Genomic DNA, 24,869 nt, shown 5'->3' on the forward strand with positions numbered 1-24,869 from the left:
CTTAGACTGGTGCCGAGCAAAACAGCTGAACAGCACTGAAGGAAGCAAAGTGACAGTGGACATTCAACGGCAGATACCTGCGTCTTTTGACCGCGTGCAGCGGAACGAATACGGCTACAACGCCAAGCAGGTGGACCAGTTCCTCCAGCGCGCACGGGTTTCATTCGAGAATCCGGGATCAGCCGCCCAGGTCATCAAGAGCGCCGATGTCAGGGCGGTCTGCTTTGATCCCGTCAAGGGCGGCTACGCCGCTGCCGGGGTCGACGCTGCCCTGGACCGCCTCGAGGACGCCTTCGCGCGGCGCGAGCGCGACGAACTCATCGAAGCCCGCGGCGAGGAAGCCTGGCTCCGCGAGATCGGCAAGTTGTCCGGCCTCCTGCGGGGGCGCCTCCACCGTCCCGACGGCGAACGCTTCCGCCGGCCCGCGGGCGGGCGCGTCCGGAGCTACAACACCGTGGACGTGGACAACCTGTGCCACGACCTCGTCGGCTACCTCGAGCACGACCAGCCGCTCAGCGTCGACAACGTCCGCCGGGCGGTCTTCCGCCAGGCCAAGGGCAAGGACGGCTACGAGGAAACCCAGGTGGACGCGTTCCTGGACCGCGTCGTCGAGCTCATGGCGGCCATCGACTGACGTTCACGCGCGTTCGGCGGTTACGCTGAGCGTTCCATGGTCTGTTACGGGCGTTCCGTGGTTCCCTGGCGTTCGGTGGCCAGCGGACGTTCCGGAGTGTGCAGCCTGGTCATGACCTTCGTGAGCGTCCTCGGCACTCGGCCCTTCGTGGCACGCGAAACGACGATCATGACGGCGAACGCGGCCGGCACCGTCCAGGCTGCCGGCTGCGCCAGCCACTGCGGCATCGCGGCACCGGACATGGCCGGCCCGGACAGGGCGCCGGCAACCAGGGCGCCGCCGCACAGGACACCGCCGGTCACCATCCCGGCGATGGCTCCGACATCGGTGAGGCCCCGCCACCAGATCCCCAGCAGCAGGGCGGGACAGATCGTGGAGGCCGTAAACGCGAACACGAGGCCAACGCTGCCGGCCAAGGCCAGGGAGTCCGTCATGAAGGCGAAGCCCAGCGGAACGGTTGCCGAGATGAGCGCGGCCAGCCGGAAGCCACGGACGCTTCCGCCCAGGACGTCCTGGCTGATGACGCCGGCCAGGGACACCACCAGCCCGGATGTGGTGGACAGGAACGCTGCGAAAGCCCCCGCCACCACCAGTGCCGAGAGCAGGTCCCCGGCCGGACCGCCGATCAGCCGGCCCGGCAGCAGCAGGACCAGCGCATCCGACCTGCCGCCCTGCGCGAGGTCCGGCGCGAACATCCGCCCAATCAGCCCGTAGGCGGTGGGGAAGAGATAGAAAACGGACAGCAGCCCCAGCACGATCAGCGTGGTGCGGCGTGCCGACTGCCCGTCCGGGTTGGTGTAGAACCGCACCAGGACGTGCGGCAGCCCCAGCGTTCCAAAGAGCAGCGCCACCAGCAGCGAGATGTTCTGGTAGGGACCTGTCGGTGCCAGGCCGGTGGGGTTGCTGTTGGCTTCGGCCACCGAAAACGCCCCGTTGCCCGCCAGCACGAGGGCGATGAACACGATGGGCACCGCAAGGGCTGTCAGCTTCAGCCAGTACTGAAACGCCTGCACAAAGGTGATGGACTTCATCCCGCCTGCCATAACCGTCAGGCACACCACAATGACCACCGCCACGGACCCAACCCAGGACGGAAGCCCGGTGGTGATGCGGATCGTCAGGGCGGCCCCGTGGAGCTGGGGCACAATGTACAGCCAGCCCACCACCACAACCACCAGGCTGGTGACCCGGCGGACCGGCCGGGAATCCAGCCGCACTTCGGTAAAATCCGGAATCGTATAGGCGCCCGAGCGCCGCAGCGGCGCGGCCACGAAGAACAGGAGCATCAGGTATCCCGCCGTGTAGCCGATGGGGAACCAGAGGGCATCCGTCCCGGAAAGCAGGACCAGGCCTGCCACGCCCAGGAAACTTGCTGCCGAAAGATACTCGCCGCCGATCGCGGAGGCGTTCCACCAGGGGCGGACCGTCCGGGAGGCCACGTAGAAGTCGCCCGTGGTTCGTGAAATCCGCAACCCGTAGAACCCGATGACGGCGGTGGCCACCGAAACCGCCACGAAGGCCGCGATGCCGACCACCGGGTTCACAGCCGCCTCACCCGCCCTCCGCCAGGTCCCGGTACCGGGCCTCGTTGCGGGCGGCCGTCCGGATGTACAGCCAGGCACTCAGCCCGATCACGGGGTATATCCCCGCGCCGAGGAGGAGCCAGCCGAACGGGATTCCCGCGATCTCAGCTTCCGCCAGCCCGGGGACCAGCCCCAGCAGGAGCGGAAATGCCAGCAAAATCAGCAGGAAGCCCGCCGCCACGACGATCGCCAGGCGCAGCTGGGAACGGATCAGGGACCTGACGAACACCTGCCCCACGTCCGACTCCTCGGCTGCTTCGCGGGAATCCCGCACCGGCTTCGCGGCGGACCGCGGGGCCGTCACCCTGACCCGGGTCATGCCTGCGGCCGGATCCGGGTGGTTTCGAGTTTCTCCCGGACAGACGGCAGGTGGCGGCGGCTGATGGGCAGCTCGGCCCCGGCCACAGTCACGGTGGGCCGGGCCGCGGCGAGCTTCATGTGGCTGACGTGGTTGAGGGCGATGAGGTAGGACCGGTGCGTGCGGATGAACCCGGCCTCGGCCCACTGCTGCTCCAGGTCGGCCAGCGGGACGCGGATGAGGTAGCTGGCGTCGGCCGTGTGCAGGCGGGCGTAGTCGCCCTGGGCCTGGACGTACGTGACGTCGTCGCGCCGGATCATCCGGGTGGTGCCGCCGAGGTCCACTGTGATCATTTCCGGTGCTGCGGCGCCGTCCTTCATGAGTTCACTGATGCGGCCCACCGACCTGGCAAGGCGCTCGGCGCGCACGGGCTTCAGCAGGTAGTCGACGGCGGCGAGTTCGAACGCTTCCAGCGCGCAGTCCTCGTCCGCGGTAACGAAGACAACAGCCGGGGGATTGCTGCTCCGCGCGATGGCCCGGGCGATGTCCAGGCCGGACAGGGCAGGCATATGGATGTCCAGGAACACCGCGTCCACGGTCTCGGCGTCGAGCACGCGAAGGGCTTCGGCGCCGGACGATGCCCGGTGGATGGCCCCGATCCGGCCGTCACGGCCAAGCAGGAAAGCGAGTTCCTCGACGGCGGGCAGCTCGTCGTCAGCGACGAGGACGTTAATCATGGTTCTAGAGTACTGCCGCGGTTCACGCGTCGTGGCCGGGCTGGGACTTGGGGACACGCATGGTGATCAGGGTCCCCTCCCCGGGTGCCGTTTCGATGACCAGGCCGTTGTCTTCGCCGTAGACCTGGCGGAGCCGGGCGTCCACGTTCCGCAGCCCCACGTGGTCGCCGTCGCTGTGCCCCGCCAGCATGGACCGAAGCTGTTCGGGATCCATCCCCACGCCGTCGTCCTCTATTGTCACTTCGGCGAAGGCGCCGGAATCGTTCGCCGAGATGGTGATGTGGCCCGGACCTTCCTTGGCCTCCAGCCCGTGCCGGACGGCATTTTCGACCAGCGGCTGCAGGCTGAGGAACGGAATCACGGTGCTCAGCACCTCCGGGGCGATCCGCAGGCTCACCTGCACCCGGTCGCCGAACCGGGCCCGCTCCAGCAGCAGGTAGCGGTCGATGCACCGGAGTTCTTCGGCAAGGGTGGTGAAGTCCCCGTGGCGGCGGAAGGAGTACCGGGTGAAGTCGGCAAATTCCACCACCAGCTCCCGTGCCCGTACGGGGTCCGTGTTGATGAAGGAGGCGATCGCGTTGAGCGAGTTGTAGATGAAGTGCGGGCTGATCTGGGCGCGGAGGGCGCGGACCTCGGCCTCCATCAGGAGGGTCCGGGAGGCGTCGAGTTCGGCGAGCTCGACCTGCGCCGCCACCCAGTCGGCCACTTCGCCGGTGGCCCGGACCAGTCCGGCGCCTGCCGACGGCGCGAACGCCGCAATGACTCCCACCACCCTGGCGCCGGCCTTAATGGGGGCGATGACGACGGCGCGTTCGACGTCGGGCGTGATCGTACCGGAGGCTGTGTCTCCGGCGAGCATCTGCAGTTCGCCGGCCGGGATCACTGCCGTGTGGCCGCCGTCGAGCACTTTGGCGGCCAGTCCCATCAGGGACGGTTTCAATTCCTCCGCGGCGCCGTCCCAGGCGAGCACTCCCGAGGTGTCGGTAATGGCCAGGGCGTCGCAGCCCAGAATCGTGCGGAGCTGCCGGCTGGCCTTGGCCGCGCCTGCGGGGTTGAGTCCGGTGCGGAGGTGCTGGCCGGCCCTCGAGGCCGCATGCAGGGTCTTGTAGGTGGCCCGTTCCGCATCGGTGCCCAGCTCCCGGAAGGACCGCAGGACTTTGAGCCCAACGCCGACGACGACGGCGATCGCCATCGCGATCACGGCGATGGCGGCAGCGGTGAACAGGGGGGAGTCCGGCATGGTGCCCAGCGTATCCTGCCCGGCGTGGCCGCGGGGCACCGTTTGGCGCAGCATCGGGACCGCTGAGCGACGCCGCGGCGGCCTTCTCTGGATGTAAGCCGCATCACGGGAGACAGTGATTGCAGTCACATTGGCTGGGACTGTCTGCGGGTGGGCGGGGCAGTCGGTGTGGACGGCAAGTCTCAATGAGGAGGAATGATGGGTAACGATGCCCCAACTCCGGACGCAGCGGCGTCCGTGGACTTCAAGCAAGTCCAATCGACCAAGCAGTTCCAGGAACTGCGCAAGCGTCACCGCAGCTTTGTCTTTCCAATGGCCGTTGCGTTCCTGCTCTGGTACTTCGCATACGTCCTCCTGGCCGACTACGCCGTGGGCTTTATGTCCACCAAGGTATGGGGCAACATCAACATCGGGCTGATCCTTGGCCTGCTGCAGTTTGTTTCCACGTTCGCCATCACCGGCTGGTACGTGAGCTACTCCAACCGGCGCCTTGATCCCATCGCGGCGGAAATCCGCCATGAAATCGAGGGCCACGAGTTCGATAAAGAAGGCAACAAAATCAGCGGGGTAACAAAATGACGCTTATGGTTCCCGCAGTCAACGTTGCGGATCTCAAGGACACCACCCTGCTGAACATGGGCATCTTCGGCCTGTTCGTGGCAATCACCATGGTCATCGTGATCAAGGCCAGCCGCAACAACAAAACGGCGGCAGACTACTACGCTGCCGGACGCTCCTTCACCGGCCCGCAGAACGGCACCGCCATCGCCGGCGACTACCTTTCGGCGGCCTCGTTCCTGGGGATCACCGGCGCCATCGCCATCAACGGCTACGACGGATTCATGTACTCCATCGGCTTCCTGGTCGCCTGGCTCGTCGCCCTGCTTCTCGTCGCCGAACTGCTCCGCAACACCGGCAAGTTCACCATGGCCGATGTGCTCTCCTTCCGGCTCAAGCAGCGCCCCGTGCGCATCGCGGCAGCCATCTCCACCCTTGCGGTCTGCTTCTTCTACCTGCTGGCGCAGATGGCCGGAGCCGGTAGCCTGATCTCCCTGCTCCTCGGCATCAGCGACTGGGGCGGACAGGCGCTGGTCATCATCGTCGTCGGCGCCCTGATGATCATGTACGTACTGATTGGCGGCATGAAGGGCACCACCTGGGTCCAGATCATCAAGGCGATGCTGCTGATTGCCGGCGCTGCCGTCATGACCTTCTGGGTCCTCGCCATCTACGGCTTCAACCTCTCCGACCTGCTGGGCGGCGCGGTGGAGACGTCAGGCAACCCGAACATGCTCAACCCGGGCCTGCAGTACGGCAAGACCGAGACCTCCAAGCTTGACTTCATGTCCCTGGGCCTGGCACTCGTGCTTGGCACCGCGGCCCTGCCCCACGTGCTGATGCGCTTCTACACGGTTCCCACCGCCAAGGAAGCCCGCAAGTCCGTGGTCTGGTCCATCTGGCTGATCGGCCTGTTCTACCTGTTCACGCTGGTGCTGGGCTACGGTGCCGCGGCACTGGTCGGCGCTGACACGATCAAGAGTGCGCCGGGCGGCGTCAACTCGGCTGCACCGCTGCTGGCATTCCACCTCGGTGGCCCGCTGCTGCTCGGCTTCATCTCGGCGGTGGCCTTTGCCACCATCCTGGCGGTCGTCGCCGGCCTCACCATTACCGCGGCGGCATCGTTTGCGCATGACATCTACGCCAGCGTCATCGCCAAGGGAAAGGCCGACGCCGACACGGAAGTCAAGGTCGCACGGCGCACCGTTGTGGTCATCGGCCTCCTGGCCATTGCCGGCGGCATCTTCGCCAACGGCCAGAACGTGGCGTTCCTCGTGGCGCTCGCCTTCGCGGTGGCGGCGTCTGCGAACCTGCCCACGATTGTGTACTCGCTGTTCTGGCGTAAGTTCACCACCCAGGGCGCCATCTGGAGCATGTACGGCGGGCTTGGCTCGGCGATCATCCTGATTGCCCTGTCGCCGGTGGTTTCGGGTCTGAAAACGTCCATGATCCCGGGCGCCAACTTCGCGATCTTCCCGCTCAGCAACCCAGGCATCGTCTCCATCCCGCTCGCGTTCTTCCTGGGCTGGCTCGGTTCGGTGCTGGACAAGAATCTGGAAGACACCACCAAGCAGGCCGAAATGGAAGTCCGTTCCCTGACCGGCGTCGGCGCCGAGAAGGCAGTGGACCACTAATCCCTGATTGGCCCAGGCATAGCTGACACACAAGAGGAGCTCCCGTGAATCACGGGAGCTCCTCTTGTGTCCTGCTGTTCTCAGGTAGCCGGCGTTCAGGCCCTCGGCCGCAGTTTGATGTTGATCATCTTCATGTCCTTGTTGCCGTCGAAACGGTAAGCCAGGTCTACTTCCTTGCTCGGGCAGCTGATGATCCCGGCGACGTCGGCAGCGTTGTTGCCGTTCTCGCTGCTCACCTTGAAGTCGTTGTACGTCGGCTTGCAAGTTTCGTCCAGTTCGAGGCTTTGGACTCCGGCGGCGAATTCCTCTTTGGAGAGCTTCTGCTGCAGGGCCGGGTCGAGGAAGTCGTCATATGCGGTGTCGGTGTCCCCGGCAATGACGAGCCGGGTGAAATCCTCCGCCAGACCCTTGGCTTTGGCCGTTGCGCCGCCCACCACGTTGACCAGCAGCACCACTCCCACGACGGCGAGCAGCGCCACTCCACCCACAATGCCCAGAATGATCCACAGTTTCTTGCGGCTCCTGGCCGGTGGCCGCTGGCCGGGAACGCCATAGGGCCCTGGGACGGCCGGCGCGCCGTAGGGCGCCCCGCCGTACTGCGGGTGGCCGAGCTGCGGCTGGCCGTTCTGCGGGATTCCTTGCTGCGGGTATCCTGTGCCGGGATCCGCGGACGGGGGAGGGCCGTACTGTGGCTGCCCGTGCTGTGGCTGCCCATACTGCGGTTCGCCGTAGTGGGGGCCCGCCGGCTGTCCGGGAACCCCGTGTCCGGGAACTCCGTGTCCCGGGACTTCCTGTCCGGGGGAGCCATAGTGCGGAGCGGGCGGCTGCTGGCCCGAGGGTTCATACGCCGGGAGCGGCGGCTGTTCCGGGACTCCCGGTTGAGGGGCCGCGTTCGGCGGGACGGGAGGAGGCTGCTGCCGCCGGCGCCGTTCGCCCGCGCCCGGTTCGGCAGGCTGGTACGGTTCCTGAGGATTGCTCAAGATCAAGCCTTTCCGGCAGCCGGCCTGGCCACTGCCTGATTGCACGGGCCGTTCTGGGCCGCGATTCGTTCAACTCGACCCAGCCTATAACCCCGGCGCCCCTCAGCCGGCCGCGAAACCCTACCCCTCCGCGGGGCCGCGCTCGAGCAGCGGCTGGATCCGGAACGGGATCAGCTCTCCCATGGCGAGCGCCGTATCCGTCCGGTCCACTCCTTCGCAGGCCAAAATCTTGCCATTGATGCGGAAAAGATCTTCGGCGTCCAGCGCCACCACACGCAGGAGGAGGTCCGCGGAGCCGGTCAGTCCGTAACCTTCCAGGATTTCCGGGATGCCGGCCAGGTCCACGGCAAGCTGGCCGAGTTTCTGCTGCTGGACGTGGACCGAGATGAATGCCATCAGCGGATATCCAAGGGCTGCCGGACTGATCCGCCGTTCAAAGGAGAGGAAGACGTGCTTTTTTTCCAGTTGGGCCATCCGGGCCTGCACGGTATTGCGGGAGAGCCCAAGCTTCTGCGCCAGCGCCACCACCGTCCGTTTCGGGTCCTTCGCGAGGGCGGAAAGGAGCCGAGTGTCAGTGCCATCCAAAGCTTGCATAATGCGCAAGGCTAGCACGACAGCTGACCCTAGGACAGTGCATTTTGCTCAGTTTTTTCTGGAGTGGTTGTACCCAATGAGCATTGTGAGTATGGTCACAATTATCCGGGGCAACGGCGCCCGGGCGGCTGGCGTGCACGGGGATCACGAGTTCCTGGAGCGCCGGTGACACGACGTATGAAGGTTGCGTGCAACTGTGTTTACAGACGAGTTGGGTCAGGGCGGCAACGTCACCGATGGCCCGGACAACAGTGCAGGACATCACGGCGGGGCGAGGGAGAACCTGGTCCAACTGATCACACCCGGTGGTGAGCGCGTCAGCCACCCGCAGTACGACGCCTGGGTCCGCGACGTCAGTGATGAACAGCTCGGGTCCCTGTACGAGGACCTGGTGGTCATCCGGCGGATCGACACCGAGGCCACCGCTCTCCAGCGCCAGGGCGAGCTCGGCCTCTGGCCGCCGCTGCTGGGCCAGGAGGCCGCGCAGATAGGTTCCGCGAGGGCGCTCCGCGACGACGACTTCGTGTTTTCCAGCTACCGCGAGAACGGCGTCGCGTACTGCCGCGGCGTGGACCTCAGCGACATCCTCAAGGTGTGGCGTGGCAACGCGTCGGCGGGCTGGGACCCCTACACCGTCAACATGGCCACACCGCAGATCATCATCGGAGCCCAAACCCTTCACGCGACCGGCTATGCCATGGGCATCCAAAATGACGGGGCAGACTCGGTGGCCATCACCTATTTCGGCGACGGCGCCACGAGCGAGGGCGACGTCAACGAGGCCATGGTCTTCGCCGCCAGCTTCCAGTCCCCGGTGATCTTCTTCTGCCAGAACAACCACTGGGCCATTTCCGAGCCGGTCCGCCTGCAGTCCCACATCAGGATCGCCGACCGCGCTGCGGGGTTCGGGATTCCCGGCATCCGGGTGGACGGCAATGACGTCCTCGCAGTCATGGCGGCCACACGCGAGGCACTGGAACGGGCCCGCCACGGCGGCGGCCCCACCTTCATAGAGGCAGTCACCTACAGGATGGGCCCGCACACCACTGCCGACGACCCCACCCGGTACCGGGATGCCAACGAACTGGAGGACTGGGCCGCCAAGGATCCGATTGCCCGGGTCAGGGGCCTGCTGGAACGCAAGGGCCTGCTGACGGAGGAGCTTGAGGCCAGGGTGGCCGCCAAAGCGGACGCCGTGGCCAGGGACATGCGGGCCGGCTGCATCAACATGCCGGACCCGCAACCGCTGGACATCTTCAAGCACGTCTACAGCACCCCCAACTCCTGGCTGGACCGCCAGGAGGACCACTACTCCCGCTACCTGGCGTCCTTCGGCGATCCCGCAGCCGCCAACTCAGAAGAAGGTGCTCGCTGATGACGCAGATGACCTTTGCCCGGGCCATCAACTCCGGCCTCCGCAAATCCCTTGAAAACGACCCCAAGGTCATCCTGATGGGCGAGGACATCGGCACGCTCGGCGGGGTCTTCCGCGTGACCGACGGCCTGCAAAAGGACTTCGGCAAGCACCGTGTTGTGGACACCCCGCTCGCCGAGTCCGGCATCATGGGCACCGCCGTCGGCCTGGCCTACCGCGGCTACCGGCCCGTGGTGGAAATCCAGTTCGACGGGTTCATCTATCCGGCCTTCGACCAGATCGTGTCCCAGGTGGCCAAGCTCCACTACCGCACCCAGGGCGCCGTCAAGATGCCCATCACCGTACGCGTCCCCTTCGGCGGCGGCATCGGATCCCCGGAGCACCATTCAGAGTCTCCTGAGGCGTACTTCACCCACACGTCCGGCCTGCGGGTGGTCAGCGTGTCAAACCCGCAGGATGCCCACACCATGATCCAGCAGGCGATTGCCTCGGACGATCCCGTACTGTATTTCGAACCCAAGCGCCGCTACCACGATAAAGGCGAGGTGGATGAGTCGATCGATCCAGCCACCGCCCTGTCCATGGAAAAGGCCCGCGTGGTCACCGAGGGCAAGGACGTGACGCTCGTCGCCTACGGCCCGCTGGTCAAAACCGCCAAGGACGCTGCCCTGGCAGCCGCCGATGAAGGCGTCTCCGTCGAGGTCATCGACCTGCGCTCGCTGGCCCCGGTGGACTTCGCCACCCTGGAGGCCTCGGTGCGCAAGACGGGACGGCTGGTGATCACACACGAGGCCGGCCAGTCGGGCGGGCTCGGAGCCGAAGTGGCCGCCAGCATCACCGAACGCTGCTTCTACCACTTGGAAGCGGCCCCCGTCCGGATCACCGGTTTCGACATCCCTTACCCCTATTCGAAACTTGAAATGCACCACTTGCCGGGCCTGGACAGAATTCTCGACGGTGTGGACCGTGCCCTGGGCCGTCCCAACTCCCTCAGCGGGCTGGAAGGATGAGCGCCGCCATGATCAAGGAATTCAGGCTCCCGGACCTCGGCGAAGGGCTCACGGAATCGGAAATCCTCAGCTGGAAAGTTGCTGTGGGCGACACCGTGGCCTTGAACCAGGTCATTGCGGAAGTGGAAACGGCCAAGGCCGTCGTCGAACTGCCGTCGCCGTTCGCCGGTGTGATCACGGCCCTCCACGAGCAGCCGGGAACCGTGGTGGAGGTCGGCAAGCCGATCGTTTCCTTCGAGGTTGAAGGCGACGACGGCGCCCCCTCCGCAGGAGGTCCGGCTCCGGTGGAGACCGCCAAGAGGGAACCCAACCTCGTGGGGTACGGCGCCGTCGTCGAAGGTTCGGGCCGACCGGCGAGGCGTGCGCGCACATTCGCTGCCCCGGTTGCGCCGGTGGCTGAGCCTGTCGAAACCCGGTCGCCGGTTGCGCCGGTGGCTGAGCCTGTCGAAACCCGGACCCCGGCCCCCGCACCTGCCGCCGAGCGCCCGCGGTCCACGCCGCCCGTGCGGAAGCTGGCCAAGGACCTTGGGGTTGAACTCACGGCGGTGACCGGTACCGGCGCCGGCGGGCTGATCACCCGCGACGATGTGCGGAACTTCGTGGGCGGGGGAGACCTGCCAACCGCGGCCCGGGCCCTGGCCGGCGCGGAGGCAGCGGGCAGCACCGCCAGCGCAACGCCGGAACAACGCGAAACGCGCACACCCATCAAGGGCGTCCGAAAGCTGACCGCCGCCGCCATGGTGTCCAGCGCTTTCACCGCGCCGCACGCCACCGAATTCCTGACCATCGACGTCACGCCCACCATGGAGCTGCTGGCCCGGCTCAAGGCCGGCCGCGCATTTGAGGGCTTCAAGCTGACGCCGCTGACACTCGTGGCCAAGGCTTTGTTGGTCGCCCTCCGCCGCCAGCCGTCGCTGAACTCGCGGTGGGACGACGCCAACCAGGAGATCGTGCAGTACAACTATGTGAACCTGGGCATTGCCGCGGCCACTCCCCGGGGATTGACCGTGCCGAACATCAAGGACGCCCACAGCATGTCCCTGACGGAGCTGTCCGCGGCGCTGACGGCCCTGACCGAGACTGCCCGCGCCGGCAAGACCAGCCCGGCCGAGCTCTCCGGCGGCACCATCTCCATCACAAACATCGGAGTGTTCGGCATCGACGCCGGCACACCGATCCTCAACCCCGGCGAAGCCGCCATCCTCGCCATGGGTGCCGTGCGGAAGATGCCCTGGGAGTACAAGGACGAGGTGGCACTCCGCCAGGTCATGACCCTCAGCCTCTCCTTCGACCACCGGCTGGTGGATGGGGAACAGGGGTCGCGCTTCCTGGCGGACATTGGCGCGATCCTGGCCGACCCGGGAATGGTGCTGGCAATGGTCTAGGCGGACCATTGCACCAAAACTGCCGGCTGTCCGTTCTGAGGGAACGGGCAGCCGGCAGCTTTGTCCCGGCCTACCCGCCGGGAACGGGGCTGGCCGTCACCATGAGGGCGGCGAGGGCCATGCTCTCCAGCAGCGGGCGGGCCGACTTGACCGCGACCTTCCGGCCGTGGCTTCGGACCGAGTGCGGGGTGGAGTTGATGAGGCCGAAGGCGGCGTGGGCGCGCATCCGCAGCTCGGCGGCATCCGTACCCGCATGCAGCTCCTGCAGCACCTCCACCCAAAGCTCCACGTAGTTCCGCTGCAGGGTGCGCACTGCAGCCTGGTCGTCATCGGAGAGGTTGCTGAAGTCGCGGTCCTGGACGCGGATGACGTCGGGATTGCTCAGGGCGAAGTCAACATGGAACTGAACCAGGCGGGCCAGCGCTGCGGCGGGATCACCGGCGTCCGCCACCACCCGGCGGCCGCCGTCGAGCAGTTCCTGGCTGACGCTGAGCAACAGTGCGCCCAAAACGGCTTGCTTGCCGGCGAAGTGGCGGTAGACGGCGGGGCCGCTGACGCCTGCCGCGGCGCCCAGGTCCTCCAACGAAACGCGGTTGAAGCCGTTGAGCGCGAAGAGGGCGGCCGCTGAGGACAGCAACGCCTGGCGCCGGCTCTCCTTGGCCTGGCTGCGCTGGGTCGCCTGGCTGCGTTCGGTTGCCTGGGCCCGCTGGCCCGCCGGGCTGTTTTGGGGTGTCGGGTCGCGCTCGATGATCGGCACATTTCCTCCTTGGAACTGCAAATCCTAGCAATGCAAGCGCGTGTTGGACATCACAGTTAATAGAGACTAACCTAAATCTCAGTTATGCGGTACTAACCGAATCGCTCAGGACGGCCTCGCCAAGGCGTCCGGGAACGGAAGCAGTCAATGGAGACAATCGCCAGCCAGGTGGACGCGTCAAGCGACGCCTTCGCCGCGAACCGCGAGGCCCAGCTGAGGCTGGCCAGCGAGCTGAAGGAGCGCCTCGCTACCGCCGCGCTCGGCGGTCCGGAGAAGTCCCGGGAACGGCACGTGGCGCGTGGCAAACTCCTGCCGCGCAAGCGCATCGACCAGCTGCTCGACGACGGCAGTCCCTTCCTGGAGATCGCGCCACTCGCCGCCAACGGCATGTACAACGACGACTCGCCCGGGGCCGGCGTCATTGCCGGGATCGGCCTGGTCCACGGCCGCCAGGTGCTGGTGATCTCCAACGACGCAACGGTCAAGGGCGGCACCTATTACCCGATGACGGTGAAGAAGCATCTTCGGGCGCAGGAAATCGCGCTGGAGAACCGGCTGCCCTGCATCTACCTGGTGGACTCCGGCGGGGCCTTCCTGCCGAAGCAGGACGAAGTCTTCCCGGACAAGGAGCACTTCGGCCGGATTTTCTTCAACCAGGCGAAGATGTCCGCGGCAGGAATCCCGCAGATCGCCTCCGTGATGGGCTCGTGCACCGCCGGCGGCGCCTACGTGCCGGCCATGAGCGATGAGACAGTGATCGTCCGCAACCAGGGCACCATCTTCCTGGGCGGCCCGCCGCTTGTTAAAGCCGCGATCGGCGAGATCGTCACGGCGGAGGAACTCGGCGGCGGCGAGGTGCACTCGAAAATTTCAGGCGTCACTGACCACCTGGCCGAGAACGACGAACATGCCCTGCAGATCGTCAGGGACATCGTTTCCACCCTGCCGCGGCCGGCCGGTCCCGCCTGGGAGGTGGACACCGCCGTCGAGCCCGTTGCGGACCAGGGCGAGCTGTACGGTGCCGTTCCCACGGACGTGAACGCCCAGTACGACGTCCGGGAAGTGATCGCCCGGCTGGTGGACGGCAGCCGCTTCCACGAGTTCAAGAAGAACTACGGCACCACCCTGGTCACCGGCTTCGCGAAGCTGCACGGCCACCCGGTGGGCATCGTGGCCAACAACGGCGTGCTGTTCAGCGAATCTTCCCTGAAGGGCGCCCACTTCATCGAACTCTGCGATCAGCGCGGCATCCCGCTGATCTTCCTGCAGAATCTCTCCGGTTTTATGGTCGGCAAGGACTACGAGCAGGGCGGCATCGCCAAGAACGGTGCCAAGATGGTCACCGCTGTCGCCACGGCGCGCGTGCCCAAGCTGACAGTGGTGATCGGCGGATCCTTCGGTGCAGGCAACTACTCGATGTGCGGGCGGGCCTACTCGCCGCGATTCCTGTGGATGTGGCCGGCGTCGCGGATCTCCGTGATGGGCGGCAACCAGGCTTCCGGCGTGCTCGCCACGGTCAAGCGGGACCAGTACGAGGCCCGCGGCGAGGAATGGTCCGCTGCCGACGAGGAAGCTTTCAAGGCACCCATCAGACAGCAGTACGAGGACCAGGGCAGCCCGTACTACTCCACCGCCCGCCTCTGGGACGACGGCGTGATCGACCCCGCGGACACCCGCACTGTTCTGGGACTGGCGCTCGACGTCGTCTCCCGCACCCCGCTGCCGGAGACCTCCTTCGGCCTGTTCCGGATGTGAGCCCCTGTGACTACTTCTTCTCCGACAACGCCTTCCCCGAAGCCGCTGTTCGGCGCCGTACTCGTCGCCAACCGCGGCGAGATCGCCTGCCGCGTGATCCGCACCCTGCGCTCCCTCGGCATCCGGTCAGTGGCCGTCTATAGTGACGCCGACGCCGGTGCCCGCCACGTGCGCGAAGCGGACCTTGCCGTCCGGATCGGCCCGGCGGCCGCGGCCGAAAGCTACCTCAAGATCGAGGCCATCATCCAGGCGTGCCGTGAGACCGGCGCCGAGGCCGTGCACCCGGGCTACGGCTTCCTGAGCGAGAACGTCGACTTCGCCCGCGCCCTGGAACAAGCGGGGATCACCTTCATCGGCCCGGGCGTCGAGTCGCTCAATGTCATGGGGGACAAGATCCGGTCCAAGAACCACGTGACCGGCTACGGCGTTCCCGTGGTGCCGGGCATCGCCCAACCCGGCATGACGGACGCTCAGCTGATTGAGGCCGCCGTCGGCTTCCCGCTGCTGATCAAGCCTTCCGCCGGGGGCGGCGGCAAGGGCATGCATATTGTCGAGCGTCCCGAGGAGCTGGAAGCCACCTTGGCCACGGCCCGCCGGGTCGCAGCCAGCGCCTTCGGCGACGACACCCTGTTCCTTGAGCGGCTCGTCAGCACCCCGCGGCACATCGAGGTCCAGGTCCTGGCGGACAACCATGGAAACGTCATCCACCTGGGGGAGCGCGAGTGCTCCCTGCAGCGCCGCCACCAGAAGGTCATCGAGGAAGCACCGTCCCCGCTGCTGGAATCCCTGCCCGACGGCGCCGCCGTCCGAGCGAGGATCGGCGAGGCGGCCTGCAACGCTGCCCGCAGCGTCAACTACAGCGGCGCAGGCACCGTGGAGTTCCTGGTCTCGGACAACGCCCCCGACGAGTTCTTTTTTATGGAAATGAACACGCGACTTCAGGTGGAGCACCCGGTCACCGAGATGGTCACCGGAATCGACCTCGTCGAATGGCAGGTCCGGATCGCCGCCGGTGAGGAACTCACCGTCCGCCAGGACGACGTCGTGCTTAACGGACACTCAGTGGAAGCGCGCGTCTACGCAGAAATTCCGGAACGGAACTTCCTGCCGTCCACGGGGACAGTGCTCCAGCTCGACGAAGTTCCGGGCCCAAAGCAGCGGCCCAGCGCCCCCGCCCGCAATGAAGTCGAGACGGCAGGCGGCCGCGTGCGCGTCGATTCGGCTCTTGTTCAGGGCCTTGAGATCTCCTCAAGCTATGACCCGATGATTTCCAAGGTGATCGCCTGGGGCAAGGACCGAACTGCCGCCCTGGACACCCTGGACGGGGCGCTCGCCGGGTACACCGCGCTAGGCATCGATACCAACGTCGAATACCTGCGCCTGCTCATCAACGACGCCGACGTCCGGGCCGGGCGCCTCGACACCGGGCTGATCGAACGCAAGATGCCGGACTTCAGCTTCCGGCGGGTGGGCGATTTCGAGCTCGCGGCGGCCGGACTGTACGCCGTGGCTATGGATGCGCAGAACAATCCGCTCGAGTCGGCGGGACCCTGGCAGCGCCGTGACGGTTGGCGTCTCGGCACGCATGCGCCTCGGATGGTCAGCCTGGGAACCTCCGATGGCGGCATCGGAACTGTGGGCGTGACCGGCCGCGTGGCCGAGGGGCCGGTCTTCGTATCCCTCGGCGATGGGCGTCACTGCACGGCGTCGCTGAAGTTCCTCGCGCGAAGCTACGTCGAGGTGACCCTCGACGGTGAAGTGCGCGGCTACTCCCTGGCACCGGTCTACACCGGTCCCGTCACCCCGGGCTGGGACAACCCAACCCCCGGGGCGCCCACAGAGCTCTTCCTCGGCAACGAGGGCTGGTCCTGCCGCCTCGAAGTGCTCAGCCGCGAGGCCCGGCTGGCCCGGGTCCTGGCGGCGATCGAGCGCGAGGAGGGCGCCACTGACCCGGCCGTGCGCTCGCCGATGCCCGGCACCGTGGTGTCCGTCAACGTCGGCAACGGCGCCACCGTGCAGGCCGGCCAGGTCCTGCTCTCAGTGGAGGCCATGAAGATGGAACACCAGCTCACGGCGCCGCTCGACGGCACGGTCCACATCAGCGTCCGGTCCGGCGACCTGGTCAAGGCAGACCAGGTGCTTGCCACCGTCCACCCCGCCACCGCGGCCGAACTGCCTACGGCGGAGAACGCAGCGGAGGACGCGGTGGAGGAATCCGTCATCGCCATGGGCGCGGCGGAATAGCATCCCCGCGGCAACACCCAATACATCAAACAGACCGTTACAGCGTTAAGACAAGGAAGTCCCAACATGGCTGATTTTGAGCTCAGCGAGGAATACCAGGACCTCAGCAACACCGTCCGCGAATTCGCCGACGAAGTGGTGGCCCCCGTGTCCGCAAGACACGACGCGGAACACAGCTTCCCCTACGAGGTCGTCTCCCAGATGGCGGACATGGGGCTCTTCGGCCTGCCGTTCCCGGAAGAGTTCGGCGGCATGGGCGGGGACTACTTCGCGCTGGCGCTGGCCTTGGAGCAGCTGGGCCGGGTGGACCAGTCCGTGGCCATCACACTGGAAGCCGGCGTCTCCCTTGGCGCCATGCCCGTTTACCGGTTCGGCACCGACGCCCAGAAGGAGGAATGGCTGCCCTCGCTGGCTTCCGGCAAGGCGCTCGCCGGCTTCGGCCTGACAGAACCCGAGGCCGGCTCCGACGCGGGCGGAACCAAGACCACCGCCCGGCTCGAGGGCGGTGAGTGGATCATCAACGGCAACAAGGAATTCATCACCAACTCCGGGACGGACATCACCCGCCTGGTCACCGTGACTGCTGTAACCGCCAAGCACGAGCGGCAGGACGGCAGCGTCAAGAAGGAGATCTCCACCATCCTGGTACCCACCAACACGCCCGGGTTCAAGGCGGAGAAGGCCTACAACAAGGTGGGCTGGAACGCCTCGGACACCCACCCGCTCACCCTCAAGGACGTCCATGTGCCGGAGGCGAACCTCCTCGGCGAGCAGGGCCGCGGCTACGCAAACTTCCTGTCCATCCTGGACGAGGGCCGCATCGCCATCGCGGCGCTTGCCACGGGAGCGGCACAGGGCTGCGTGGACCTGTCCGTGAAATACGCCAAGGAACGCAGCGCATTCGGGCAGAACATCGGCAAGTACCAGGCCATCGCGTTCAAGATCGCCCGCATGGAAGCACGGGCCCACACCGCCCGGCTGGCCTACTACGACGCCGCCGCCAGGATGCTGGCCGGCAAGCCGTTCAAGACCCAGGCGGCCATCGCTAAGATGGTCGCAGGTGAGGCAGCCATGGACAACGCGCGGGACGCCACCCAGGTGTTCGGCGGCTATGGCTTCATCAACGAATTCACCGTGGCACGGCACTACCGCGACTCCAAGATCCTTGAAGTGGGGGAGGGCACCACGGAGGTCCAGCTGATGCTGATCGCCCGCGAACTCGGCCTTTAGCTTCCCGCCAAAGAGCCCCGCAGGGAGCAAAACAGGGAGCGAAACAGGGAGCAAACCAGGAAGGATCGACGATGATTGACAAGGTTGTTGCCAGTGCCGAGGCCGCGGTTGCCGACATCCCCGACGGTGCCTCGCTCGCCGTCGGAGGTTTTGGACTGTGCGGCATCCCGGTTGCCCTGATCGATGCCCTCCACCGGCACGGAACCACTGGCCTGGAAACCGTTAGCAACAACTGCGGCGTGGACGACTGGGGGCTCGGGATCCTGCTGAAGGACGGCAGGATCCGCCGCACCATCAGCTCCTACGTCGGGGAAAACAAGGAATTTGCCCGGCAGTACCTCTCCGGGGAACTCGAGGTGGTCCTCACCCCGCAGGGCACGCTCGCCGAGAAACTCCGCGCCGGCGGCGCCGGCATCCCGGCGTTCTACACGCCTGCCGGTGTGGGAACCCAGGTGTCCGACGGCGGCCTGCCGCAGAAGTACGACGCCGATGGCACCATCGCCATCGCTTCGGCGCCCAAGGAGGTCCGCACCTTCAACGGCGCCGACTACGTGCTGGAGGAATCGCTGACCCCGGATTTCGGCCTGGTCCACGCCTGGAAGGGCGACCGGCACGGGAACCTTGTCTTCCACGCCACGGCCATGAACTTCAACCCGCTGTGCGCCATGGCAGGGCGAATCACCATCGCCGAGGTTGAAGAACTGGTGGAGCCGGGCGAGCTGGATCCCGAGCATGTTCACGTTCCCGGCATCTTCGTCCAGCGGGTTGTCCTCGCACCCCAAGGCGAGAAGCGCATCGAAAAGCGGACGGTCGCGGTGTCCGCCGACGGCAACCCGTCCCGAGGGTCCGGACAGCAAGCAACTGCCCAGCAAGCAACTGACCACCAAGCATCCCACCAGACAGGAGCATAGCCGTGGAATCGAACAGCACCCCGGGTGCCCCGCCCCGCCCCGAAGCCGTCCGCCACGAATACCGGCGGTCCGCCGTCGGACATCCCGAGGGCACCAGCCCCGAAACGAAGGGCTGGACCCGGAATGAGCTGGCCGCCCGGGTGGCCCGCGAACTCCGGAACGGCCAGTACGTCAACCTCGGCATCGGGATGCCCACGCTGATCCCCAACTACATCCCGGCGGACATCGAAGTGGTGCTGCACTCGGAGAACGGCATCCTGGGCGTGGGGCCGTACCCCGGCGAGGACCAGGTGGATCCGGACCTGATCAACGCCGGCAAGGAGACCGTCACCGTGAACAAGGGCGCCGCGTTCTTTGACTCCGCCGCCTCGTTCGGCATGATCCGCGGCGGCCATGTGGACGTTGCCGTGCTCGGTGCCATGGAAGTGGCCCAGAACGGGGACCTCGCCAACTGGATGATTCCGGGAAAGATGGTCAAGGGCATGGGCGGCGCCATGGACCTGGTCTTCGGCGCCAAGAGGGTGATCGTGATGATGGAGCACGTGGATCGCAACGGAAAACCCAAGATCGTGCAGCAGTGCACCCTGCCCCTCACCGGGAAGGGGTGCGTGGACCGGATCATCACCGACCTCGCCGTGATCGACGTCGTCACCGAAGGCGGTTCCTCCCGGCTCGTCCTGCGCGAACTGGCCCCGAACGTGACGGCCGAGGAAGTCGCCGCGGCCACGGGTGCGGAACTGTTCGAAGAGGACCAGGAACTGACCGTATGACCACTGCCGACGGGGTTTCGACGGACTCACCCACCGGCAGCCCCCGCGTCGTTGAACAGCGGGGCCTCTACTTCGACGAGCTGGAGGAAGGAGTGGTCTACGCCCACCGCCCGGGCCGGACGGTGACCGAGACGGACAACGTCCTGTTCACCACCATGACCATGAACACGCAGGCGCTGCACCTCGACGCTGCCTGGAGCGCCGGCCAGCCGTTCGGACAGAGGCTGGTGAACTCGATGTTCACCCTGGCAACGGTGGTGGGGCAGTCCGTTCCGCAGCTCACCCAAGGCACCATCATCGCGCAGCTGGGACTGACCGACGTGTCCTTTCCGCATCCGCTGTACCACGGCGACACCCTCTATACGGAGACGGTCATCACCGGTAAGCGGATGTCGGCGTCGCGGCCGGGGCAGGGAATCGTGACCATGCAGCATACGGGCCGGAACCAGGACGGCGTGGTGGTGGCCCTGGCGTCGCGGAGCTGCCTGATGTGGACGCGCGAGGCGCACGCTGCCGCGCAGAAAGATGCCGCGCAGAAAGAAACCGCGCAGAAAGAAACCGCCGAAAAGGGGACAATCAAAGCATGACTTTCCTGATGGGTCCCGCCCTACTCTTCTGCCCCGCCGACCGTCCCGAGCGATACCAAAAGGCCGCGGAGCGTTCCGACGCCGTGATCGTGGACCTGGAAGACGCCGTCGCTCCTGCCGACAAGCAACGCGCCCGCGGCGCCATCCTGGCCCAGCTCGGCGCCACCGGCGACGTTCCGGAGCTGGACCCCAGCCGGACGATCATCCGGATCAACCCGGCCGGCACGGAAGAGTTCGAGAAGGACCTGCACTGCCTCAAGCACACCCCGTACCGCCACGTGATGCTGGCCAAGGCCGAAAACGCCGGCCAGCTCAAGGCGCTGGAGGACTACAGCGTCATAGCGTTGTGCGAAACCGCGTTGGGGATGGTGAACGCCGCAGCCATCGCCGCCGAACCCAACGTGGTGGGCCTGATGTGGGGTGCCGAGGACCTGCTCGCGTCGCTGGGCGGGACCTCCAGCAGGAACGACGACGGCGGCTACCGGGCGGTGGCGCTGCATGCCCGGTCCACGGTGCTGCTCGCGGCCGGGGCCTTCGGCAAGGAAGCCATCGATGCGGTGTACGTCAACATTCCGGACCTTGACGGGCTGGCAGCTGAATCACGCGACGCCGTCGCCTCGGGATTCGGTTCAAAGGCCTGCATCCACCCCAGCCAGGTGTCCGTGGTCCGGGAAGCGTACGCCCCTGCGGAGTCGGACGTCGCCGCGGCCAGGGAACTCCTGGCGGCCGCCGCTGCTGCCGGCAGCGGCGTGTTCCAGTTCAACGGAAAGATGATTGACGGCCCCATCCTCAAGCACGCGGAATCCACCCTGCGGCGGGCCGGCCGCTAGCAACGCGTTTCGAGACGAAAAGCCGCAGGCCGGGAGTCGTTGGACTCCCGGCCTGCGGCTTTTCCGTGCTGCTCCGGTCATGGACTGCCGTCAGGCGTTACCCGGCCTTCACTGCCAGCACCGGGCAGTCCGCCTCAAGCAGTATCCGTTGGGACGTGCTCCCCAGGATCAGCTTGCCTACCGGCGTGCGGCGGCGCAGGCCAATCACAATCAGATCGGCATGGTGCTCCTCCGCGGCATCCAGTACCTCCAGGGCCGCATCATGGCCCCGAACGGGCTGCGTGATCACGTGGTCAATGCCCTGGTTAGCGAGCCGGTCCTCGATGCTCTGGATCTCAGGTTCCTGTGCGTACCGGTTATCCACCAGCGCATCACCCTTCGAGGAGTTGATGACCAGCAGCCTGCTGTTGCTTTTCCGCGCCTCGGCGATGGCCTGGGCCAGCGCTGCTTCGCCCTCGGGTGTCGGGACGTATCCCACCACGATCGTCATGGTTGCTCCTTGTTAGCTGTACTTGTTTGTCACTGGGTCATCGTGTGGCCGGGCCCGACTAACCGTCGCCGTGGCCGTCGCTGTGGCCGTCGCCGGACGAACCGTCGGCACGGTGGCTGGCGTGGCTGACGCTGCCGCTAACTTCCCGCGGTTCGGTTGCGCCGGAAGTGGCGGGAAGCAGTGAGCTGCGCGCCGGGCGGTTCCGGCGGATCAGCTTGAGCAGCAGCGGCCAGAGGAGGATGATCGCCACGATGACCCAGATCCCGACGGCAATCGCTTCGCTCCACAGACCGGCCGGATTGCCGGCGCTGAGCTGGAGGGTCTTGCGTAGCTGGCCTTCGAGGCGCGGCCCCAGGATCACGCCCAGGATCAGCGGCAGCACGGGCAGTCCGAAGCGCCTCATCATGAAGCCCAGCGCGCCAAGCACCAGCAGGATGACCAGGTCAAACGCCTGCAGGTTCACCGAATAGGCGCCCAGCGTGGCAAAGAACAGGATCCCGGCATAGAGGTACGGCCGCGGGAGCTGCAGGAGCTTCGCCCAGACCGGTGCCAGCGGAAGGTTGATGATCAGGAGCAGGAAGTTGCCGATGAAGAGGCTGGCAATCAGCGCCCAGACCAGCGGCCCCTCGCTGGCGAACAGCTGCGGCCCGGGCTGGATGCCGTAGGACGTGAATGCTGCCAGCATGACGGCGGCCGTGGCGTTGGTGGGAAGGCCCAGGGCAAGCATGGGGGTCAGCGTGCCCGCTGCCGCGGCGTTGTTGGCGGCTTCCGGTCCGGCAACGCCCTCAATGGCCCCGTGGCCGAATTCCTCGGGGTGCTTGGAGAGCCGTTTCTCCGTGACGTAGGACAGGAAGGTGGGGATCTCGGCGCCGCCCGCGGGGAGTGCTCCGAAGGGGAAACCGAATGCTGTACCGCGGAGCCAGGGTTTCCAGGACCGCTTCCAGTCGTCTTTGCCCATCCAGGGTTGTCCGACAGGGATGATGTTCATCGGAGTGCGGCGCAGGTGAGCCGCCACCCACAGTGCCTCTCCGACGGCGAAGATGGCTACGGCCACCACCACGATGTCAAGGCCGTCGGCCAGGAGCGGCATCCCGAAAGTGAGGCGTTGCTGGCCGGTGACCGAATCCATGCCCACAAGGCCGATTGCCAGGCCCAGGCCCAGGGACGCGAACCCGCGCAGCCGGGAGGACCCCAGCACGGCGGTGACGGCCAGCAGGGCGAGCACCATGATCGCGAAGTAGCTGGGTGAGCCCAGGCTGACGGCGAACTGGACCACGATCGGCGCGCAGACGGCGAGCAGCGTGGTACCGATGGTGCCGGCCACAAAGGAACCGATGGCGGCTGTGGCCAAAGCCTGTGCCGCCCGCCCGGCTTTCGCCATCTTGTTGCCTTCGATGGCGGTGACCACCGATGACGACTCGCCGGGTGTGTTGAGCAGGATGGAGGTGGTGGAGCCGCCGTACATGCCGCCGTAGTAGATGCCGGCGAACATGATGAAGGCGCTGGTGGGCTCCAGGGCGTAGGTGACCGGAAGCAAAAGGGCCACGGTCATGGCCGGGCCAAGGCCCGGGAGGACTCCCACGGCGGTGCCGAGGACCACGCCGATGACGGCGTAGAGGAAATTCATGGGGGTCAGCGCGGTGGCGAAACCGTCCATGAGGGAGGAGAAGACGTCCATTAGAGAATCCCTTCCAGCAAGCCCGCGGGCAATGCGATGCCAAGGCCCAGGAAGAAGCCGTAGAAGGTCAGGATGGACATGGCCAGGGAAATGAGGCCGTCGCGGACGTAGTGCCGTCCGCCGAGGGCCCATACGCTGCCCCAGAACAGCACGGTTCCGGAAATCACCCAGCCGGCCCAGTCGATGAGCAGGATGTTCGCGACGAAGGCGCCCACCAGGGGGAGTACGGTCTTCCAGTCCGCTGGGTGCGCCAGGTCAACGTCCTCGCCGCCTTCCGCCTCGCCCTTGCCGCCGCGCAGTACATTCACTGCCAGCAGCACGGCGCAGACGACGAGCAGGCCGGCCACGATGAAGGGAACCGTTTTGGGACCCACAGGGTCCGACTTGGAATAGGGTGTCGCCAGGCCGTAGGCGTCGAGGAAGACCAGGACCCCGGCCGCCCCGAGCAGGAGGGCGACCCCCAGCTCGGAGCGGCCTTTGAGCCGTGAGGCCACCGTTGGTGAGGAACTCACGCCAAGCCAAGCTTCGTGAGGACGTCCGCCACCCGCTTGTCCTGCTCCGTCAGGAAGGTCTTGAATTCGTCACCGGTGACAAAAGCGTCGGTCCAGCTGTGCGTCTTCAGCGTCTCCTTCCAGGCAGCGGTACCGTGCATCTTCTCGATGGCTGCGATGAGGGCTGCCTTGTCGGCGTCGCTGATGCCCGGAGGGGCAACGATGCCGCGCCAGTTCGTGAAGACCAGGTCGATGTTGGATTCCTTAAGGGTGGGGGCGTCAACGCCGTCCAGCCGCTCCGCGCCGCTGGTAGCCAGCACACGGACCTCGCCCGATTCAATCTGCTTCAGGTACTCACCGGCCCCCGAGGCAGCAAAGCCGAGCTTGTTGCCGAGGATGGCCGGGAGCAGGTCGCCACCGCCGTCGTAGGAAACAAAGTTGACCTTGGTGGCGTCGATCCCCACGGCTCCTGCGAGCTGCATGGGCAGCAGGTGGTCCGGGCCGCCCGGTGAGGAGCCGCCGCCGACGGCGATGGAACCCGGGTCGGCCTTCCAGGCCTTCACGAGGTCGTCGATGGTCTTGTAGGGCGAATCCTTGCTGACCATGATGGCGCCGGGCTCTTCAATGAGCTTGGCCAGCGGTGTGGTGTCCGTCAGCTTGGACGCGGACTTGTTGGTGTAGCTGGCGCCCACCACGCCCAGGCCCATCAGCATGGTGAGGTCGCCGTTGCCCTTTTCGTTGACCACGCGGGCCAGGCCAACGGTGCCGCCGGCACCGGCGAGGTTGAAGACTTCGGTGTTGGTGGCGATCTTCTCGTCGTCGAGAACCTTCGCGGCGGCACGCGCGGTGGTGTCGTAGCCGCCGCCGGGCGTGTTCGGGACCAGGATCTGCAGCCCGGTGACGGGGCCGGCAGCGGCGCTGGAGCTGCCGCTCGTGGAGCTTTTGCCGGTGGCACCGCAACCGGTGGCCATCAGGGCGATGCCGGCGGCGACGGCGGCAATTCGCAATGCGCGGTTCTGGCGCATGGTGTTCCTCTTCTCAGTAAAGTTCTTGGTAACGCTAGTCAGCAAAACTGACCGGTGCTCTGATGCTAGGCGT

At 66.4% G+C, this 24,869-nt stretch carries 24 protein-coding genes; 13 read left to right on the forward strand and 11 right to left on the reverse strand.

Annotation, left to right across the window (positions count from 1 at the left end; all coding sequences use genetic code 11):
• Window positions 1–49: 49 nt before the first annotated feature.
• On the forward strand, window positions 50–634 hold the full coding sequence (locus AC1MDG_RS06960; protein WP_043480027.1) for a DivIVA domain-containing protein: 585 nt from the start codon (window positions 50–52) through the stop codon (window positions 632–634).
• 44 nt (window positions 635–678) lie between these two features.
• Here the strand turns inward: AC1MDG_RS06960 and AC1MDG_RS06965 are convergent, their stop codons facing one another.
• From AC1MDG_RS06965 to AC1MDG_RS06980, 4 genes are read right to left on the reverse strand one after another with little or no spacing between them, the layout of a single operon-like run.
• Window positions 679–2,178: a sodium/solute symporter gene (locus tag AC1MDG_RS06965; protein WP_043480028.1), complete on the reverse strand. Its 1,500-nt coding sequence runs from the start codon at window positions 2,176–2,178 to the stop codon at window positions 679–681.
• 7 nt (window positions 2,179–2,185) lie between these two features.
• Window positions 2,186–2,536 carry a DUF485 domain-containing protein gene (locus AC1MDG_RS06970; protein ID WP_043480030.1) on the reverse strand — a complete coding sequence of 117 codons (351 nt, stop codon included), beginning with the start codon at window positions 2,534–2,536 and terminating at the stop codon, window positions 2,186–2,188.
• Complete coding sequence (locus AC1MDG_RS06975; RefSeq protein ID WP_043480032.1) at window positions 2,533–3,252, reverse strand: LytR/AlgR family response regulator transcription factor; 720 nt, start codon at window positions 3,250–3,252, stop codon at window positions 2,533–2,535. The genes AC1MDG_RS06970 and AC1MDG_RS06975 overlap by 4 nt, the downstream gene beginning before the upstream one ends.
• A gap of 22 nt (window positions 3,253–3,274) precedes the next feature.
• On the reverse strand, window positions 3,275–4,492 hold the full coding sequence (locus tag AC1MDG_RS06980; RefSeq protein ID WP_479808344.1) for a sensor histidine kinase: 1,218 nt from the start codon (window positions 4,490–4,492) through the stop codon (window positions 3,275–3,277).
• Between the two features lie 198 nt (window positions 4,493–4,690).
• On the opposite strand from AC1MDG_RS06980, the gene AC1MDG_RS06985 reads away from it, so the two are divergent.
• Both AC1MDG_RS06985 and AC1MDG_RS06990 read left to right on the forward strand, forming a co-directional pair.
• A complete protein-coding gene (locus AC1MDG_RS06985; RefSeq protein WP_028272139.1) occupies window positions 4,691–5,071 on the forward strand; it encodes a DUF485 domain-containing protein in 381 nt (126 codons plus the stop codon).
• Window positions 5,068–6,684, forward strand: coding sequence for a solute symporter family protein (locus AC1MDG_RS06990; RefSeq protein WP_479808345.1), 1,617 nt, complete (start codon window positions 5,068–5,070; stop codon window positions 6,682–6,684). The genes AC1MDG_RS06985 and AC1MDG_RS06990 overlap by 4 nt, the downstream gene beginning before the upstream one ends.
• Window positions 6,685–6,779: 95 nt before the next feature.
• On the opposite strand, the gene AC1MDG_RS06995 is transcribed toward AC1MDG_RS06990, so the two are convergent.
• A complete protein-coding gene (locus tag AC1MDG_RS06995; RefSeq protein ID WP_479808346.1) occupies window positions 6,780–7,664 on the reverse strand; it encodes a hypothetical protein in 885 nt (294 codons plus the stop codon).
• 120 nt (window positions 7,665–7,784) lie between these two features.
• Complete coding sequence (locus AC1MDG_RS07000) at window positions 7,785–8,258, reverse strand: Lrp/AsnC family transcriptional regulator (protein WP_043480040.1); 474 nt, start codon at window positions 8,256–8,258, stop codon at window positions 7,785–7,787.
• 196 nt (window positions 8,259–8,454) lie between these two features.
• Between AC1MDG_RS07000 and pdhA the strand changes: the two genes are divergently transcribed.
• The 3 genes from pdhA to AC1MDG_RS07015 are packed head-to-tail and all read left to right on the forward strand — an operon-like array spanning window position 8,455 to window position 12,028.
• Entirely contained in the window at window positions 8,455–9,633 is a 1,179-nt protein-coding gene (pdhA, locus tag AC1MDG_RS07005) for a pyruvate dehydrogenase (acetyl-transferring) E1 component subunit alpha (RefSeq protein ID WP_479808347.1), read from the forward strand.
• On the forward strand, window positions 9,633–10,643 hold the full coding sequence (locus tag AC1MDG_RS07010) for an alpha-ketoacid dehydrogenase subunit beta (protein WP_390250876.1): 1,011 nt from the start codon (window positions 9,633–9,635) through the stop codon (window positions 10,641–10,643). The genes pdhA and AC1MDG_RS07010 overlap by 1 nt, the downstream gene beginning before the upstream one ends.
• Before the next feature lie 8 nt (window positions 10,644–10,651).
• On the forward strand, window positions 10,652–12,028 hold the full coding sequence (locus AC1MDG_RS07015; RefSeq protein WP_479808348.1) for a dihydrolipoamide acetyltransferase family protein: 1,377 nt from the start codon (window positions 10,652–10,654) through the stop codon (window positions 12,026–12,028).
• A gap of 70 nt (window positions 12,029–12,098) precedes the next feature.
• Here the strand turns inward: AC1MDG_RS07015 and AC1MDG_RS07020 are convergent, their stop codons facing one another.
• The gene (locus AC1MDG_RS07020; RefSeq protein ID WP_479809038.1) at window positions 12,099–12,776 is read right to left on the reverse strand and encodes an SACE_7040 family transcriptional regulator; all 678 of its coding nucleotides are present in this window, start codon (window positions 12,774–12,776) and stop codon (window positions 12,099–12,101) included.
• A 156-nt stretch (window positions 12,777–12,932) separates the two neighbouring features.
• Here AC1MDG_RS07020 and AC1MDG_RS07025 point away from each other — a divergent pair, with 156 nt between their 5' ends.
• The 7 genes from AC1MDG_RS07025 (at window position 12,933) to AC1MDG_RS07055 (ending at window position 21,112) form a co-directional block, all read left to right on the forward strand.
• Complete coding sequence (locus tag AC1MDG_RS07025) at window positions 12,933–14,540, forward strand: carboxyl transferase domain-containing protein (protein ID WP_479808349.1); 1,608 nt, start codon at window positions 12,933–12,935, stop codon at window positions 14,538–14,540.
• Window positions 14,541–14,546: 6 nt separating this feature from the next.
• Window positions 14,547–16,784, forward strand: coding sequence for an acetyl/propionyl/methylcrotonyl-CoA carboxylase subunit alpha (locus AC1MDG_RS07030; RefSeq protein WP_479808350.1), 2,238 nt, complete (start codon window positions 14,547–14,549; stop codon window positions 16,782–16,784).
• Window positions 16,785–16,850: 66 nt separating this feature from the next.
• Window positions 16,851–18,014, forward strand: a complete 1,164-nt coding sequence (locus AC1MDG_RS07035) for an acyl-CoA dehydrogenase family protein (RefSeq protein ID WP_479808351.1) — start codon at window positions 16,851–16,853, stop codon at window positions 18,012–18,014.
• A 71-nt stretch (window positions 18,015–18,085) separates the two neighbouring features.
• Window positions 18,086–18,925: a CoA transferase subunit A gene (locus AC1MDG_RS07040; RefSeq protein WP_479808352.1), complete on the forward strand. Its 840-nt coding sequence runs from the start codon at window positions 18,086–18,088 to the stop codon at window positions 18,923–18,925.
• A 2-nt stretch (window positions 18,926–18,927) separates the two neighbouring features.
• A complete protein-coding gene (locus tag AC1MDG_RS07045; protein WP_479808353.1) occupies window positions 18,928–19,695 on the forward strand; it encodes a CoA transferase subunit B in 768 nt (255 codons plus the stop codon).
• Complete coding sequence (locus AC1MDG_RS07050; RefSeq protein ID WP_479808354.1) at window positions 19,692–20,282, forward strand: MaoC family dehydratase; 591 nt, start codon at window positions 19,692–19,694, stop codon at window positions 20,280–20,282. The genes AC1MDG_RS07045 and AC1MDG_RS07050 overlap by 4 nt, the downstream gene beginning before the upstream one ends.
• Window positions 20,279–21,112: an HpcH/HpaI aldolase/citrate lyase family protein gene (locus tag AC1MDG_RS07055; RefSeq protein ID WP_479808355.1), complete on the forward strand. Its 834-nt coding sequence runs from the start codon at window positions 20,279–20,281 to the stop codon at window positions 21,110–21,112. Before AC1MDG_RS07050 ends, AC1MDG_RS07055 begins: the two co-directional genes overlap by 4 nt.
• A gap of 97 nt (window positions 21,113–21,209) precedes the next feature.
• Here the strand turns inward: AC1MDG_RS07055 and AC1MDG_RS07060 are convergent, their stop codons facing one another.
• Genes AC1MDG_RS07060 through AC1MDG_RS07075 form a run of 4 tightly spaced genes read right to left on the reverse strand, consistent with a single transcriptional unit; the run spans window position 21,210 to window position 24,796 of the window.
• On the reverse strand, window positions 21,210–21,602 hold the full coding sequence (locus AC1MDG_RS07060) for a universal stress protein (RefSeq protein WP_479808356.1): 393 nt from the start codon (window positions 21,600–21,602) through the stop codon (window positions 21,210–21,212).
• A gap of 58 nt (window positions 21,603–21,660) precedes the next feature.
• A complete protein-coding gene (locus tag AC1MDG_RS07065) occupies window positions 21,661–23,280 on the reverse strand; it encodes a tripartite tricarboxylate transporter permease (RefSeq protein ID WP_479808357.1) in 1,620 nt (539 codons plus the stop codon).
• A complete protein-coding gene (locus AC1MDG_RS07070) occupies window positions 23,280–23,792 on the reverse strand; it encodes a tripartite tricarboxylate transporter TctB family protein (protein ID WP_479808358.1) in 513 nt (170 codons plus the stop codon). The genes AC1MDG_RS07065 and AC1MDG_RS07070 overlap by 1 nt, the downstream gene beginning before the upstream one ends.
• Window positions 23,789–24,796: a Bug family tripartite tricarboxylate transporter substrate binding protein gene (locus AC1MDG_RS07075; protein WP_043480059.1), complete on the reverse strand. Its 1,008-nt coding sequence runs from the start codon at window positions 24,794–24,796 to the stop codon at window positions 23,789–23,791. Before AC1MDG_RS07075 ends, AC1MDG_RS07070 begins: the two co-directional genes overlap by 4 nt.
• Between the last annotated feature and the right edge of the window lie 73 nt (window positions 24,797–24,869).

It is taken from the genome of Arthrobacter sp. AIWTK1, from assembly GCF_056680535.1.